The sequence below is a fragment of the Halobacteriovorax sp. RT-2-6 genome (genome assembly GCF_047085025.1).
GTDB lineage: Bacteria > Bdellovibrionota > Bacteriovoracia > Bacteriovoracales > Bacteriovoracaceae > Halobacteriovorax_A.
Window position 1 is genome coordinate 211,856 of sequence record NZ_JBKIYH010000001.1, and the last position, 15,966, is coordinate 227,821.

A 15,966-nucleotide genomic window follows, 5' to 3' on the forward strand; every position below is an offset into this window, starting at 1 on the left:
AATGCTTATAATTTAATCAAAATGGGTGGCACTTTTTTTGCATATTAATTGCCATGCAAAACCTAAAGAAATCGACTTTAATCAAGTTCGTCACTATTCTTGTATTCAATTTCACGATCCTAGCATCTGCTTCAACGCAATTTAATCGTGAAGTTTTATCAATGAAGAGGGCATCTTCTAAGATTCTTGTTCGCTTAAGAAATATGGCCAAAATCCATAATTCAGAATATCAGCGAAATGGATATACAGAAGCCTATTACCAATATGAGAATATTCATTCTGCTATTAGAAAGTTTCACAAGAGAGTTTTAAAGAAGGGCCAACTAGGCACAGATAAAGAAGGTGAGTACACAGATGAGCTTGCCTATAAAGAAACACTCGAGTTCATTCAATACTTAGATAAGCTTATCCCAACATTTTCTAAGACAAAGGGATACGAAAAGCTCCCATCTTCTCGTAAGATTCTTATCTCTCAAATTTCAGCATCAGCGCTTAATTTAGCAGAAATGTTAAAAGAAGAAGATATTTATATTCAAATTTCAAAACCACTTAGAGAGGTTGCAAGGGTATATCAAAAGCAGGAAGAATTCCTTAAGCAAAAAGAAGAATTACTAGGTGACTTCTATAATGCACAAGATGAATTAGAGATTTCACTAACAAGAATGATTGATCATCTTTCACTGTTTATTAAAAGGAATCATGGGCCAAGAAAAGAATATCGTCGTCCATATACTGCCGAATCCTATGACTATATCAAATATAAGAAGATCTTAAAGGAAGTAGAAGAGCTTCTCGAAGACTTTGATATCAATGATGGAGCACAGTTTGCAAAGCTTACACAGTTAGTGTCACAGACTAGACAGCTAGTAAATCTTACAAAGACAAATACAAAAAATGCGCGCGTACTTTTATCTCGTGTATATAAGACGTTCAACTTATTTTCTTTAGAAGCTAAAAGCTTAAATAAGAGATTAGTAGTGATTGAGCTTGATCCAACGCTTGGTCTTAAAGAGATGGAGTTTAAGTATTATCGTGCGACCCAAGTATGCTCACTACTTGGCGGGCCAGGAAATATTCTCCTTAGAAGATCACTAGAAAGTGATATCGATCTTTTTGAAGACTTTAGTCCTCGAACTTCAGGGGCCATCAAGCTTGTCGAGTTTTTAAAGTTTAATGATCGAAGTCTAGAGTTTAGACACGCTGAGATCATTACAGAAATAGAGCGTGATACGCGTATAAATACGATGGGATTTTACCCTCTTAGCTTTAATTGGGGAAAGGAAGAGGAAGATAAGATGCCTCCTTTTCTCGAGATAAAGAAGGGATATCGCAAGTGTCATTCTGATGGCTGCGATACTTATGATGATTATCGCACAAATTTTGCATGGCTTCGAGTTAATGAGAAGAGTGCAAAGAAGATGACTCGTACGAAAGAGAAGGCATTAAAGAAAGTTGAAAATAAAGAGGATTATTCAAAGCTAGGTGTTTGCTCTGACTTTGTGAATTGGGCATTTGGAAATGTCATAACTTCAAATTGGAACCAGATTCCAATAGTTAGAAATCTTATTCAGATTATTTATCCTCCAGAAGGATTGCAGACACCAGATAACCTTTATGACTCTTACAAGACTGATGTTATTTGTGAAGTGGAAAGAAGAAAACTTAAGTATCCACATTATATCAATGCCCACCATTTAAAGGATCAGGTATTGAGAGACTTAAATTCGCAAAACCCTGCGATAAGCACTCATGCGAAGAATACGTTAAATGAATTAATTAAGAAAAATATTATGGATAACGAATTAAATTTGAACTATGACGTTATTAATTTTGAAACAAAGTAAGAATAAAAACGAAAAAGGAGAGAAGAGAATGAACAACAAAAAACAAAAACTTCTAGTTGCCGCGTTCTTGATGACGCAAGCACCTGCTGTTATCGCGGGTTATTACAATTCTTCAATCGAAGGGATTTCTTTAGATGGTATTTATACACCGGAGAACCTAAGTAATATTTCTAAAACTGTTTGTAAGAAAGTTTATGATGATCCAAATATGGATAAAGAACACACTCAAATGTGTGAGCGTGGAGTTCAGTCTGCTCAACGCATGGCCGCTGTATATGCCGCTGGAGAAGGGACACATTTAGGTTGTGTTGATGGTTATCAACAAGGTCTATATCGTGGGTTTAATGTGACTTCAAACCCGTCGGTTGATATCTTAAGAGACGAACAACGTGCTCTTAAAGGTGTGACAATTGAAAACGCTGTAGCACTTGGTAAAGATAAGGCCGCAAAGGATTCACGTTATTCAACAGAATCTGAAATCATCTCACGTTTTAGAGATAATGTAAGAGATGATGCTTCTCAAACTGTAACAGCTCCATCAAAAGATTATTCTAATGTTCTTAAAGTTCCACGTTTTGAAGGTTTTGATGATGGTTATGCAAGAGATGGGAAAGGTGGATCATTTAGTGATGTAATTAACGCTGGGTGGGTTTCTTCTTCATCTGCAATCTCTAAGAGAATTCACGCTCGTGCTGTTGCTAGACAATTTGGTCTTAGATCAAGTTTAGCAGATAAGTGTTCTTCAACACCTATTCTATTCGATAAAGGTCTACACACTGTTTCAATGTGGGATCTATTCTCTGCATACGGAGAGTATAACTTCAAAGACTATGGTTGGAAGTCAACAACTCGCGCATGGAATAAGTTTCAAGCATCTGATGAACAAGAAGCAATTGCTTATCGTAATATCCAAGATGTTAAAGAAGCATATCAGCAAAGAATTGGTTATCACCAAAAAAGTGTAGCTGTTGAAATCGATGAGATCGGTGCTGATGGACAGCCAACAGGACGCAAAGTAGTAAAAAGAGATGCAAACGGAAATATCGTTTATAAGCAAGTTGATGACTTAAATCGTCCAATCTTTGAAACTCGCTACCGTACTGTTTCTGGAAAGTCTGCTAAAGACCTAAAGGCCGTATATGCTGACGCATTTGCTGAGTCTTATAGAAATCTTGCAAAAGAGCACTTTGGTAAGGCCTTCGTATCAACACATACAATGGCACGCAACCTTGGAGAAGATTCTGGGAAGGCCGTAGGTCTAATCGTTGCACGTGATCTTGCCAAGCAACAAGCTTATGATGAAGTTTACAAGGCACAGTCGGCAACTTCATTTGCTAAAGAATACGAAAACCTATTTGTAGCTTCTTGGAATAAGAATTTCGATTACTTTGTAAATAACCCAATGGTTGAGATCACTGGTTTCGATCTTTCTGGTGACGGAAATGGAATCTTTACAAGAGGTGAGTCACTTAAGTCTGTATTAGGTTTAAGAAACTTAGGTCTTAAGTCTGGAAATATTAAAGTTTCTCTTGATTCAGCTTCATTTGAATCAGGTTCAAGTCGCTCAGAGTACGTAACTGCTCCAGCTTCATTGAACTTTACTCACACTTCAGCAAAAGCTCAAGGTAAGCTTTCAAATAACCTAAATGTATTTGATTCAGCAAGACTTACAGTAAGTATTGATGGAAGCGATATCAAGAAGGTTTACGAACTTAAGAGTACAGATAGCAAAACTATCGAAATCTTAGATGTAGCACCAGTTTACCATGCACAAACTCAGATTAACTCTGTAGTAGCTGGGGACGCAACAGTATACGTAACTGTTAAAAACCCTTCAAACTCAGAAACTTCAGCTTCTGTTGATATCTCTGTAGCAATGAATGATGGTAAGACTTATACAGCTACAACAACAGCTCTAAAAGCAGGTGAGTCAAAGAGAGTTCCTGTTCGTGTTACAGGAGTTGATCCATTATTCATTATCAATAATGGGCTTTCTGGTAAGGTAACATCAAAAGTTGGTGGAAGAATCATGAATACACGTAGTGCTTCTTTTGATAATGTGAACTTTGATAAGTCCGTTGCGGATTACTTCAACTCAATCCTTACAAACTCAACAACTAACTACGGTGATGATGGGTATAAAGAAGATAGAGTTGAAACTTTAATCTCTATCATCTTAACTGCTACTGAAAGAGAAATTAAAACTGATTGGGATAACAACGCAAAAGTTGCTAATACAATGATCGGTGCTCTACAGAAAGAATACAAGGCATCTTCAGCTGCTGGTAAGCTTAATGAAGAAGCAAAAGAAACATATAAAGTACTAGCTCAAGAACTAGAAGCTTTATATGACTCGACTTTTGGATACAAAGATTACATCAATCAATTAAAAGTATTCAACGGTGATCTTGAGACTCGTTCAAAGAAAGATCGTAAGAAAGACTAATTCATAGTCCATTAAATAAGAAAGGCCCGCATCTTGCGGGCCTCTTTATTTTCAATAATTTAATTTTTAATTATTGTGCTTCAACTACAGCTTGACCTGGTTTGAACCAACATAGTGGTCTTAGTCCAGTTGTGAAGTTTTCAGTTCTGTTACAAGTACCGATGTTTGCATCGTTTTGATCTACATCTGTGTAAGCGTCAACAGTACATAGAGCACCTTGGTAGTAAGTATCTAGACGACACTGTGGTGCTGGGTGGTTGTCATTAGTTTTAGAAACTACAGCTGGATCTGGAGTGTCAAACTTAAGCTCAGAAGTCATGCTTCTTAGTGCTCTGAAAAGGTTAGCTAGTGACATACCTGCCATTGAACCTCTTAGACACATTGCATATTCGTTTTCGTTAACAAAGTTTTTCTCACAGTTCTTAACTGCTACAGCTGGAACTTCAACTTCGCTCATGATTGAAGCGTTATCATCGTTTTCCATGAACTTTCTTAGACACTTAGAAGTAGCGAAGTAATCAGCTTGACCTTCGTTTGAAGCCCATGAAGATCCCCACCAGCTAGCTTTCTTAGGTGCTCCACCTAGGTGGTGACCAAGCTCGTGACATACAACAGTTGCAAATCCGTCTCTTGTGATTGTTTCGTGTCTTGCAAGACCACCAAACATACTAACACGCCAAGTGTTACCAATTTGCTGAGCGTATGCGTTAACAGTTCCATCTTCCCATTTTCTTTCGATTTCTAAAGTTTTACCTTTAGCAGCGATAATCGGTGCATAGATCGCTTCAATCTTATCAATGATTGAGTTGAACTCACCTTCTGAAATTGTGTTGATACTTTTAACATTTGAAGGAATCCATAGGTTGTTGTCTTCTACGATTCCTGTTGTTCCGTGCTCGTCACATGCGAAAGAAAAAGTCGATACACATGCAAGTAGTAGAGCTAAAATTCCTTTTTTCAAATCAGTCCTCCCTGAAAAGTATATTATTGATTTGCCAATTCTTTTTCTGGTTTAGCGTAGATATGATTTTTCTGAATTTTTTACACTATGTAAAAGTCTTTTTTTGATTTGGGCCTTAATGTAAGATTTTGTTGGTTTCTAGATGCTGTGCTGCATTGTGAATGTGTTAAAGTTTTTCACCACTCTTTGGTTAAGTCATTAAAATTATGATAAAGTTTTAGCATTATGAAGAAGATAATTTGTATCACTTTTTTTCTACTTTCAGTTGTAAGTTATGGCCAAACTAATGATCCACTGGTTGATCAAATCACACAAATGCGTGATGAGATGTTTAAGCAGATGCAAGCAGGGGATAGCTTTGATGCCGAGATTCAAAAGATGTTTGAGCGAATGCAGAAGTTAGGCCAGATCAAAGGACTTCCTGATCGCTTCAATCGTCATGTGAATATGGTGGAATACTTTTGGCAGGATGCTGACACTCTCGTTATCAAAATTTCTAAAGATGATGAAGTCAATGTCGAAGTGAAAGAAAACATCATAGTTATTAGTGGTCAAAAGGTCATTAAATCGCCAAATGGTATTTCAAAATCATCTTTTTCACAGAGTATCCCATTAAGAGCTAATCTTGACTCGACTTCAGTTAAGATGAGTATGAAGGATGGTAATATCGTCATGGACTTTAGGCCTTTAAAGAAATCTAAGCAGCTATAATTTCTCCATTTAAGTTTTCGAGAATTGCGTAGAGCTTATGATTGAAGTCCTGGGCGTTAAATGGCTTTGTCAGAACTTCTTCTACATTTATCTTTGAAGCATCATGAATCTTGTCGACATCGATATCTCCCGAAATGAGCATGATATGTGGATATTTCTCACGTTGCTTTTCTTCGAGGTGATAGAGTCGTTCAATATATTGTAATACTTCTTGGCCACCCATTTCTGGGAGATTTAAGTCGATCACAATGAGATCATAATTATCATTTTTAATCATCTGACAGGCATCGACTCCATTTGAGGCCATTGATACATTTGCAAAATAGCCACTGCTTGCAATTAGTGACTTAAGGGATTCTGATATTGTTCTTTTGTCGTCAATGATGAGAGCTTTCATAGGTGATTTCCTTATCAGTTACAAATGCAGCGTTGATTCAAAATTATAAACAATATGAGCTTATTTTAATTCGTCACATTATTTTTTATAACTAAATTAATCTATAATATTTGTTAATGTTACTAAACTACTGAAATAACGAGCAAAGTAGTCGGCTAAATTTGAGTAGACGACTAAAGTATCCACTATAAGATACCGATAAATAATTTATGAAAAGCTTCGTTGTGACGTTATTGACATTGATTATTACATCCTTTGCCTTTGGCATCCAGGAGACTTACTTTCATAAGAAAGAGGAATTTGAGATTCCTAAGAGAGATCTGTCGATTATCGCTACAGATAAAGGTTTTTTTCCTTCAAAGGTTACGGCCTTCGTTGGTGAGAAGTTAAACCTTTATGTTACATCAGCGACAAAGCAGCCTAGTTGTCTAATATTAAAAGAGCACGAAGTATATGTTGAGGCCAAGACTGGTGAAGTTAGGGAAGCTTCAGTTTTTCTTGATACGCCTGGACGCTTCAAATTTTACTGCCCGTCAGGACAAATCAGTGGAATTTTAACTGTTATTGAACATCCACGAGAGAAGGCAAAAAAAGACGAGCAAAAAAGAGAAATCGCATCTCGTGAAAGTGAGCGAGTGCGTGTTTGGCGTCCAAAAGACGACTGATTTATATTTAGAGTTTGATTGTGAGGGATTATGTCTTCGGTATTTAACGATGCGATTAAGAATTTACTTTATCCAATAGGCGACCTTTTGGAAGATGAAGGTGTTTCCGAAGTTATGATTAATGGGCCCCATGAAATTTTTGTTGAAAAGAAAGGTCTCGTTTTTAAAGTTCCAAATCAATTCGAAGACGAATCATCACTTATCTCTGCAATGCGTGCCATTGCTCAATCGGTAAATCGAACAATTGATGAAGATAACCCGCGCCTAGATGCGCGTCTGCCAGATGGTTCACGTATTCACGTGGTACTACCTCCAATGGCAAAGAATGGAACGACAGTGGCCATTCGTAAATTTTCTAAGGAAAGTCTAACTCTTAAGGACCTTATCTCATTTGGTTCTATGTCTGATGTGGCCGCAAGGTTTCTGGATATATGCGTTTATCTTGGAAAGAATGTTCTTGTATCTGGTGGTACGGGTTCTGGAAAGACGACGATGCTAAACGTTTTAGGGGGAAGAATTCCTAAAACACAACGTCTCATCATTATTGAAGATGCGGCAGAACTACAAGTTGATGCCGAACACGTCGTAAATTTTGAAACGAGAAAGGCGGATGAGTTAAAGGGGATTGAGGAAGTTTCAATTCGTGATCTCGTTATTTCTGCCATGAGGCTTCGCCCTGATAGAATTATTGTTGGGGAGGTTCGTGGAGATGAGGCCCTGGATCTTGTTCAAGTTATGAATACTGGTCACGATGGTTCAATGGGAACTGTTCACGCCAATAACCCAATTGATGCCTGTACTCGTCTTGAGACACTTTGCCTTATGGGTGATACAAAAATTCCACCAGATGCTGTTAGGAAAATGGTTGGGAGTGCTCTGCAAATTGTTGTTCAGTGTAGTCGTTATCATGATGGGGGACGTCGTACGTCGCATATTTCAGAAGTATTAGGTGTCGATAATAATGGGAATTATATTGTTCGCGATATCTTTCGCTGGGTTCAAACTGGCAAGGATCCGCAAACTGGTAAGTATATAGGAGAGATGGTGCCGTGTAATTATGTACCAACTTTCTTTGAAGATATCGTTGTCCATAAGCTACCATTTCCAAAATCTAATTTCCTTGCCCCAGATTGGGTGAAGGATATGGTTAAGAAAAAGGTCGCTTAATTATTAGATATCAACTTCGATACCATCCTCATAGATTTCAACGATAAATCGGTTCTGATCTAGCTCTTTAGTCTTGTCGACGATTTCCTTGATATCATCCACTTCAAGTTCTGGCTCAAGCTCCATATCAGCGCTAAAAACCTTGATGATAGCGATGCTCATCTTAAAATCACTTAAGTCATTGAATTCAGATAGGGGGAATGTTACCTTGTAACCCCCTGAAAACTTGTCAATATCCACGTCTATTTTCATATAATTAATTGTAATTACATTAGAGTAAAAAGCAATAAAATTTAAACTACGTAGATTCCTGTTGTGTTGTCTAAAATTTGGTGCATAGAAAATGAACATGGCATTACTATTTTTCAACTAGGCCCAATAAAGTCATTTCTGCTGATATTATTGAAGGCGTCAAATAGCTTAATTTTATTTTTGAGGGAAAAATTAAATGAGAAATAGAACTACTTCATTCATCAAATCAACTCTTGTGATGACAGCGATTGCTCTATCTGCAAATATTTTTGCACTAGAAACAATTCAAGATGATATTGATTCTATTCGCTTTCAGCTTAAGTCTGAGCAGATCTACACTCTTAAAAATTATGGGCAGGGACAATATAAAGAACTTGCTTTTACTCGAATTGAAAAACCAAATCTTAAAGTTGGCCTAAATAAGAAATCTGCAACAGAAACACTAGAAGTTGCAATTGATGAATCTCTTTTAGTTGAAAAGAATTCTCTTGTTCACATAAAGTTAGAAAAAAATAACTTAGTAAATATTGAATCTGCCAATGATAAGGCGGCGGTTTTAACAAAGCTTAAAAATAACGGACTTGGCCTTGATAAAAATCAGGCGGCAAAAATACTGAAGAAAGATATTATTGCAAATCTTAATCGTGTTATTGCAAAAATTGGATTTCGCGATAATACAAAAGTTAGTTATGAGATTAAAAACCTTGCATTTAACTGTCCTTCACTAAAAGGGCGTATCACAAATTGTCGTGGTAAATATGATGTTATTGCTACATTAAAGAATGAAAAGAAGAAGACTTCAAATCTTTCAGAGATCCTTATTAACTCTACTAAGAATTTGAAAAATTTTGGTTCTGAAATTGATATTAATGCATATATTGGGGAACTTCGTTCAATCAATAAGCAGCTTAATAAATTATCGGAAGGTAAGCCTAAGGGTGTTGATCTAAAGAAGCTTTACGCTCTTAAAAAAGATGTTCAATCAGAAATTCTTGATTCGTACCAGTACACTGCGATTGCAACATCAAGTGCAAGGGACTTCCTAACAAAGCTTAATTCAAAGCTTAACTAAAACTAGCTGACGCTTTGTTTTAAACTCACAAATAAATTAATTATTTCATTTAATACATCATTATGAAGCTGGCCAAAACTAGCTTCATATTTTTTTGCTTGAGAATCAAATTCAGCTCGATTCTCTTTATTTTTAACTTCTAGCTTTAACTGATCCTTATTGAAAATTAGCTTAATATCAAGATTGTAAATCATGACTCTAAGAATAGGGGATTGCTCCCATTGTCCAAAAAACACCTTGTAACTTAAAATTGTATTTCTATGATCAATACGGGCCAGTGACTTTTTTAGCGTTAGTAGAGTTACTTTTAGCCACTCAAGTGATTTGTCTTCGTTTAGTCCTGTCTTTGGTGGGATTGATTTTAAGTTCTCAATTGAACCATCGATCATGGCCTTAACGGCATATTGTTCAAATTTCTTTGCATCAAAATTTTCGACTTCGTTTTGATATTCGATAAATTCTTTATCCACTAAATTGAGAATGTTCATTTGATCAAAGTGCAAAAGTAAATTATGGTCATTGCTCTCAACGTGAAGATAGATATCATGAAGATTTTTTCGATCATCACGCAAAGGTGTCTTTTCAAAAACATTATGGGCCAAGCAAATTCTCACCGGACTTTGTAGCGACTCTTGCATAGACTTTAAGAGCTTGTCTCTGCTATCATCATTAGATAGACGGTTTTTATTAATTCTAGTGAAAAAGTTTACGAATTTATTTTTAATACCCATAAGGGATAAAATAACGACTTTTTTAGGGATGTCTAGCATTTAAGGTGAAATATTGAAGATAGGTATTTTTGATTCTGGCATTGGTGGACTTAGCGTGTTGCGTGAAGTCGCAAAACTTATGGATCGTTGCGAAATTTATTACTTTGCAGATCGCCTGAATGCACCATATGGCAATAAGACAAAAGAAGAAGTATTTACTTTTTGTCAGAGTATTGTCGAAGACTTTATCTCTCATGGAATTGATACCATTTTAATTGCATGTAACTCTGCTACGGCCATGGCCATTAATGAATTACGCACTAATTACCCAAGTATTCGCTTTTTTGGGATTGAACCATTTATTAATGTCATTAACCTGCGCCCAGAGCTTAAAAAGCAAAAGGGAGTGGTTTTAACAACTAAGATTACTGCAGACTCTATGCGTTTTCAGAGCTTGAAAGAGCGCTATGATCCAAAAGAACACTTGGTTTATCGCGTATCAAAGAATTTAGCTAAAATTATTGAAGACAGTTTTGATAGTGGAAGGCTCAATGAAGATGAGATTTCTAAAGAGATAGTTGATTCAATTTTTCCTTCAGGCCAGAAAGAGAGTTATGATTACATTATTTTAGGTTGTACTCACTATCCTTTCGTCAAAGAGCTATTTAAGGCCAATGTTGGGGCCCAAAGTATTTCTCCTTGTTATCATGTGGCCAAGCATATGGCAGATCAATGTGTCATAAACGAAGATGCTCAAATCGTCGATTTCTTCTATTATCGTGATAGTCGAAGCCCAGATTTATGGCGCAAAGTTAAAAAGCAAAATTTAGAAGGTTTTCCCTTTTTCTAAGTGACGATCCTTAAAAGCGTAAGTTAAAATATGGCAAATTTTAAACTAACGAAGGATTGGTATATGTCTAAAATTAAATCTATTACTCCACGTCAAATCTTAGACTCACGAGGAAACCCAACTGTTGAAGTTGATTTAGTAACTGAAAATGGTTTTATGGCCCGTGCAGCAGTTCCTTCTGGGGCATCAACTGGCTCTAAAGAAGCGCTTGAGTTAAGAGACGGTGACAAGTCTTACTACCTTGGAAAATCTGTTAGAAAGGCAATTTCAAATATCAATGAATATATCGCGCCAAAAATTATCGGAATGGATGTTTTTGACTTAAGAGCTGTTGATCAAGCAATGCTTGATGTTGATGGAACAGAAAATAAAGAAAAGTTAGGAGCTAATGCTATTCTTGCTGTTTCAATGTGTGTTGCTCGTGCAGGTGCTCTTGAAAAAGGAAAGTCTCTTTATGCTTATTTAAGAGAAGATCTAGGTGTTCCTGTGGCAAGTGATAAGTATCGCTTACCAACTCCTATGATGAATATTATCAATGGTGGGGAGCACGCTTCAAATAATCTTGATATTCAAGAATTTATGATTATTCCTCATATGGAAAAGTCATTTAGTGAAAACCTAAGAGCTGGTGTTGAAACTTTTCACGCTCTAAAAAGTGTTTTAACAGAAAAAGGATATTCAACAAATGTTGGTGATGAAGGTGGGTTTGCACCATCTCTTAAGTCACACGAAGAGGCCCTTGATCTTATTCTCAGCGCTATTGAGAAGGCCGGTTATAAACCAGGTCAAGATATCTCGATCAGCCTTGATGCAGCTGCTTCAGAGTTCTATAAAGATGGAAGCTACAAAATGCAAGGTAAGAGCTATTCAAGTGAGGATATGGTTGAATATTACTCAAATTTAGTTTCAAAATATCCGATATATTCAATTGAAGACGGGCTTGATGAAGCTGACTATTCTGGTTGGGTAAAGCTGACTGAAAAGTTAGGGGATAAATGCTTACTAGTTGGAGATGACTTATTTGTAACAAATAAGAAGATCCTAGCTGAAGGTATTGAGAAAAAGCAGGCAAACTCAATCTTAGTTAAGATTAATCAAATTGGTTCTCTAAGTGAAACATTTGATACGTTAAAGCTAGCTTTTGAAAATAACTTTAGAGCAATTATCTCTCACCGCTCAGGAGAAACAAGTGATGCCTTCATTGCTGATCTTGCTGTAGCAACTTCGAGTGGACTTATTAAAACAGGTTCTGCTTCAAGAAGTGATCGTCTTGCAAAATACAATCAACTACTAAGAATTGAAGAGGCCCTTGGTAGTGAAGCAAAGTACGACGGATTAATCTAAGTCAAAATATAAAGGCCTCGTTTTAAGAGGCCTTTTTTTATGTCTAAAAATATACCTAAGTCAGATAACGAAGCACTACATTTTCTCCATGATCTTCTCAATCACACACATGGCCTGAAGCTCTATTTAGAGTCTCGTCATGGTCAGATGGAGCAAGCAAGTCTTAATCTTATTTATAATGAAGTGCAGGCCTTAGAAAATCAAATATCATCCCAATTTAAGCGTTTAAAGGATACAGATTCATATAGTGTCGAAAGTCTTATTGATACTTGTAAGAGACAATTTGAAATTTATCAATTAAAGGTCGACTTAAAAGTTTCAATTTTTCAAAGTGATCTGGCCCCTATTGAATTTTCTTGTGATGGACAAATTTTTGAACGCCTAATAAAAAATATCTCAAAAAACTTATATCTTTGGTCGAGTCCCAAAAGTATGATTGAGTGTCACATCAGTGAAGTTGATGAGAAGATTCAACTAACTTTCTCAAATGAAATTAATGAGCACACAGACTTAGAACAACAATCAAATGGCATTGGCCTACTCTCAATGAAGCGTCTTGCTAGTGAAAATGGCATTACATTTCAAAGTTACTTAGAGAATGAGAAATGGATAACGATAATCCTGATTAATAAAATCGGACATATTAAACAAAATATCGCCTGCTAGGTAAAAGAATTCTATCTATATTAAAAAGTAATAAAGAAGGTTATTCTATATAACATATGGAATTTATAAAGATCTTTATTTCGTTAACGATTTTGTTTGCCTCTGGCCTACAGGCCTTAGCAAACCCTCGAATCTATCAATCAGACGCTACTGCACTAAATAAAGGTGCATCCAAAGTTAAGATTGAAGGCAGCTTTTCTTCGACACTTTCTCAAGTTGATAGTGAGGGTAATGAAGTGGTTTACAATGATGATGTAAGCTACAATTTACTTGATGCAAATATTGATTATCAATATGCCATCATGCCTAAGTTTCAACTTCTTGCTGGCCTTAAAGGACGATATGTAAGTAGTGGTGATACTCTTGAGACGCAAACGACAGCTGGGCTTGAGTCTTTTTATGTCGGAGCATTCTATGCTTTTGATAAAATGCATGGAAAAGATTTTGCTGTAAACGCACTTTATCGCTTCAGGCCTTATACTGTTGATACGTATTCTGGTTCAGCGCCAAGTGATGAATTAATCTTAGGTGACGGTGGAAATGATCTTGAGCTCAATTTCCTTGCTAAATTTGAATCAACAAAGTGGACATCATACGACTTCAAGGTTGGTTACCGTATTCCTGGGGCCCCTATTTCTTCAGAGATCATTTTTGATGCAAGACTTGTAAAGCATTATGTTGATTGGGCCTTTTGGCTTTCTGCAAATGGTGTCTACTCATTGGGTGGTGATGAATACACTGATAACCCGAACGCAAAGCCTGTTGTTGCTAGTGGTTACACTTCAAGGTGGAATTCGATTAATCGCCAATTCCTAAACTTAGACGTTAGTGCTCAAACTCTATTTGGAAAGAAGTATCTTGCTTATGCAACAGTTGGTGCAAAGGTTGTTGGAACTTCAACTGATAAAGACTTTTATACAACTCTAGGTCTTACTTGGACTACTGGTGGTGTAACTGCTCAGCAGAAATTTGAAGAGAGTTTTAAAGAGTACTCTGTCGAGGCCAATGTTATTAAGGTTTCTCCTAGGGGAGTTTTCATTAAGATTGATCATGGCTCTCTTGACGATATTCAAGTTGGAAATATTGTTGATATTTATAAAACAGACTACTTTGGCGGAAATATATTAGTTGCTCAAGGCAAGGTTTATGAAGTTTCAAGTGCTTCATCAATTATAAAAGTTGTGGCACGTTACCGTAAGGTGCCAATAGAAAAAGGCTTTGCTGCCAGGATTAAGTAGCTGAAATGAGGAAATATTTAGTAATTGATATAATTGTAAGTTAAGCTAAAATATTGAATATAAACATAAAAAGGATATTATCGATGATGAAGCAAATTCTAATTGCTTTCTACCTACTGGCCACATCAGCTGTAATTGCAAAACCTTATACTTCTAACTTTCTTGAGTTCGAACTACCAAATGGTTGGGAGTGTTCTATTGAGGGAAGTGAGTATGTTTGTCAGTCGACAAATGATAGAAGAAAGAAAGAGGCCATCATTATTTTCGCGGCCAAGCACCGTGGTAAACAAGATGACTTAATTCAATACAAGGCCTATTTAGAGCAGGCCAAAACATTTAAGCTACCTGGTGGAAAAACACAAATTTCAGAACCTTCATACACGAGAATGAAAAAGATTCAAGGTCAAGGTCATACTTGGGTTGATTCACTTCACTTATCAAGTGAGGTTCCTGGCTTTTATACTCGTTATCTTGCGACTGTAAAAGGAGAGTTAGGTGTAGCTGTAACGTTCTCAGTTGCAAAGGAACACTACCAAACTTATAAGCCAATTTTTGATAAGATCATTGAGACGATGCAGGTATTTTCTCGCATTAAGAATGATGCTGATGGGCTTAAGCTCGCTGGTAATAAAGGTGAAGCAGTTCCGGGTGCTTCAGGTGACTTCTTAGATAACGAAGCAGGTCTTAATGATATTGGCGTTGGTGGCCAAAGACAAAAAGGTAAAGGTGCCGGTGGTGATGATATGACTCTTTATCTGATCCTTGCGCTTGTTGTTGGTGCTGGAATCTTTATCGCTAAGAACCGCAAGAAGAAAGGTACTAAGAAAAAGAAAGGTAAGAAGAAAAAGAAATAAATTAAAAAAATAAAGCCTCTCTTATGAGAGGCTTTTTTTATTCTGAATCAAGACAAGCTTGAATCGCTTTATTGAATGATATATTTGTCGAAACGCTTGTTCCAAGATTTGTTGTATTACTATAGTGATTGATTGAGCAGCCACCATGTGAGTGAACACCTACAATTTTTCCCGATTTTAGATTAATAATACTTGAGCCAGAATTACCACCAGTCGTATCAACCTTATGGCGAATTAGGCCAGTTCTTCCAATACTCTCTATATAACCGATGCCGTTTTGTTGAGCAAAAGATCTTTCTGCTTCAGTATCGACTCCGTAGCCAGTAATACTTATAAGTGATTTACTTGCTGCAACAGAGTAATCTAATTCATAAAAGCCTTGAACATCTCCAGCATACTTTTGTGTCGTCTCATTTGGTAGTATTTTCATAACGGCCCAGTCATTTCCTGGTCCAGCATCACTAAGAGTAATTGAGCTTTGATCTACTTTATATGTGTCTTCTTTAGATGAGTAGTTTATGCCATTTTTGTCAGATTCAGGCGTATTGAATTCGATGATATTAAAGTACTTCTTGCAGTGGCCTACTGATAGAGCGCAACTTTTTGAAATCATCGTGACTGTACAGGCATCAGTTGCAGTTTCATTACGAAGAGCTCTACCTACCTTGGGTTCATTTGAAGGAATTCGATCATCATTACCACATATTGACTTTTCTAAGGCAAATATTGAAGGCGTGATAAGTAATATAAAAATAGGTAATAATCTATTCATGGAAATCCTTGTTGTTA

The 15,966-nt window shown here is 36.5% G+C and carries 16 protein-coding genes; 11 read left to right on the forward strand and 5 right to left on the reverse strand.

Going from position 1 to position 15,966, the window contains the following annotated elements; all coding sequences use genetic code 11:
* Window positions 1-53 precede the first annotated feature (53 nt).
* Entirely contained in the window at window positions 54-1,844 is a 1,791-nt protein-coding gene (locus tag ACMAYS_RS01010) for a hypothetical protein (RefSeq protein WP_103217137.1), read from the forward strand.
* A 28-nt stretch (window positions 1,845-1,872) separates the two neighbouring features.
* A complete protein-coding gene (locus ACMAYS_RS01015; protein ID WP_392992075.1) occupies window positions 1,873-4,290 on the forward strand; it encodes a hypothetical protein in 2,418 nt (805 codons plus the stop codon).
* A 70-nt stretch (window positions 4,291-4,360) separates the two neighbouring features.
* Here the strand turns inward: ACMAYS_RS01015 and ACMAYS_RS01020 are convergent, their stop codons facing one another.
* Window positions 4,361-5,251 (reverse strand): ImmA/IrrE family metallo-endopeptidase, encoded by an 891-nt coding sequence (locus ACMAYS_RS01020; protein WP_103217139.1) that lies wholly within the window; start codon window positions 5,249-5,251, stop codon window positions 4,361-4,363.
* 225 nt (window positions 5,252-5,476) lie between these two features.
* Here ACMAYS_RS01020 and ACMAYS_RS01025 point away from each other — a divergent pair, with 225 nt between their 5' ends.
* Window positions 5,477-5,962 (forward strand): Hsp20/alpha crystallin family protein, encoded by a 486-nt coding sequence (locus ACMAYS_RS01025; RefSeq protein WP_412462559.1) that lies wholly within the window; start codon window positions 5,477-5,479, stop codon window positions 5,960-5,962.
* Here the strand turns inward: ACMAYS_RS01025 and ACMAYS_RS01030 are convergent.
* On the reverse strand, window positions 5,949-6,359 hold the full coding sequence (locus tag ACMAYS_RS01030; RefSeq protein ID WP_103217141.1) for a response regulator: 411 nt from the start codon (window positions 6,357-6,359) through the stop codon (window positions 5,949-5,951). The genes ACMAYS_RS01025 and ACMAYS_RS01030 overlap by 14 nt on opposite strands.
* A gap of 209 nt (window positions 6,360-6,568) precedes the next feature.
* On the opposite strand from ACMAYS_RS01030, the gene ACMAYS_RS01035 reads away from it, so the two are divergent.
* Window positions 6,569-7,024, forward strand: a complete 456-nt coding sequence (locus ACMAYS_RS01035) for a cupredoxin domain-containing protein (protein ID WP_103217142.1) — start codon at window positions 6,569-6,571, stop codon at window positions 7,022-7,024.
* Between the two features lie 30 nt (window positions 7,025-7,054).
* Entirely contained in the window at window positions 7,055-8,191 is a 1,137-nt protein-coding gene (locus tag ACMAYS_RS01040) for a CpaF family protein (protein WP_103217143.1), read from the forward strand.
* Between the two features lie 3 nt (window positions 8,192-8,194).
* Here the strand turns inward: ACMAYS_RS01040 and ACMAYS_RS01045 are convergent, their stop codons facing one another.
* Window positions 8,195-8,443 carry a hypothetical protein gene (locus tag ACMAYS_RS01045; RefSeq protein WP_146037789.1) on the reverse strand — a complete coding sequence of 83 codons (249 nt, stop codon included), beginning with the start codon at window positions 8,441-8,443 and terminating at the stop codon, window positions 8,195-8,197.
* Window positions 8,444-8,639: 196 nt separating this feature from the next.
* Between ACMAYS_RS01045 and ACMAYS_RS01050 the strand changes: the two genes are divergently transcribed.
* Window positions 8,640-9,515 (forward strand): hypothetical protein, encoded by an 876-nt coding sequence (locus ACMAYS_RS01050; RefSeq protein WP_412462560.1) that lies wholly within the window; start codon window positions 8,640-8,642, stop codon window positions 9,513-9,515.
* 2 nt (window positions 9,516-9,517) lie between these two features.
* Here the strand turns inward: ACMAYS_RS01050 and ACMAYS_RS01055 are convergent, their stop codons facing one another.
* A complete protein-coding gene (locus ACMAYS_RS01055) occupies window positions 9,518-10,246 on the reverse strand; it encodes a hypothetical protein (RefSeq protein ID WP_103217146.1) in 729 nt (242 codons plus the stop codon).
* 52 nt (window positions 10,247-10,298) lie between these two features.
* Between ACMAYS_RS01055 and ACMAYS_RS01060 the strand changes: the two genes are divergently transcribed.
* The 5 genes from ACMAYS_RS01060 to ACMAYS_RS01080 all read left to right on the forward strand — a co-directional run bounded on the left by ACMAYS_RS01060 (window position 10,299) and on the right by ACMAYS_RS01080 (window position 15,177).
* Complete coding sequence (locus tag ACMAYS_RS01060; protein WP_412462561.1) at window positions 10,299-11,075, forward strand: glutamate racemase; 777 nt, start codon at window positions 10,299-10,301, stop codon at window positions 11,073-11,075.
* A gap of 63 nt (window positions 11,076-11,138) precedes the next feature.
* Entirely contained in the window at window positions 11,139-12,419 is a 1,281-nt protein-coding gene (gene eno / locus ACMAYS_RS01065) for a phosphopyruvate hydratase (RefSeq protein ID WP_103217148.1), read from the forward strand.
* Between the two features lie 39 nt (window positions 12,420-12,458).
* A complete protein-coding gene (locus tag ACMAYS_RS01070; RefSeq protein ID WP_392992068.1) occupies window positions 12,459-13,085 on the forward strand; it encodes a hypothetical protein in 627 nt (208 codons plus the stop codon).
* 56 nt (window positions 13,086-13,141) lie between these two features.
* Window positions 13,142-14,323, forward strand: a complete 1,182-nt coding sequence (locus ACMAYS_RS01075; protein WP_412462562.1) for a hypothetical protein — start codon at window positions 13,142-13,144, stop codon at window positions 14,321-14,323.
* Between the two features lie 83 nt (window positions 14,324-14,406).
* Window positions 14,407-15,177: a hypothetical protein gene (locus ACMAYS_RS01080; RefSeq protein WP_103217151.1), complete on the forward strand. Its 771-nt coding sequence runs from the start codon at window positions 14,407-14,409 to the stop codon at window positions 15,175-15,177.
* Window positions 15,178-15,214: 37 nt separating this feature from the next.
* On the opposite strand, the gene ACMAYS_RS01085 is transcribed toward ACMAYS_RS01080, so the two are convergent.
* A complete protein-coding gene (locus ACMAYS_RS01085; protein ID WP_103217152.1) occupies window positions 15,215-15,949 on the reverse strand; it encodes a trypsin-like serine peptidase in 735 nt (244 codons plus the stop codon).
* Window positions 15,950-15,966: the final 17 nt, after the last annotated feature.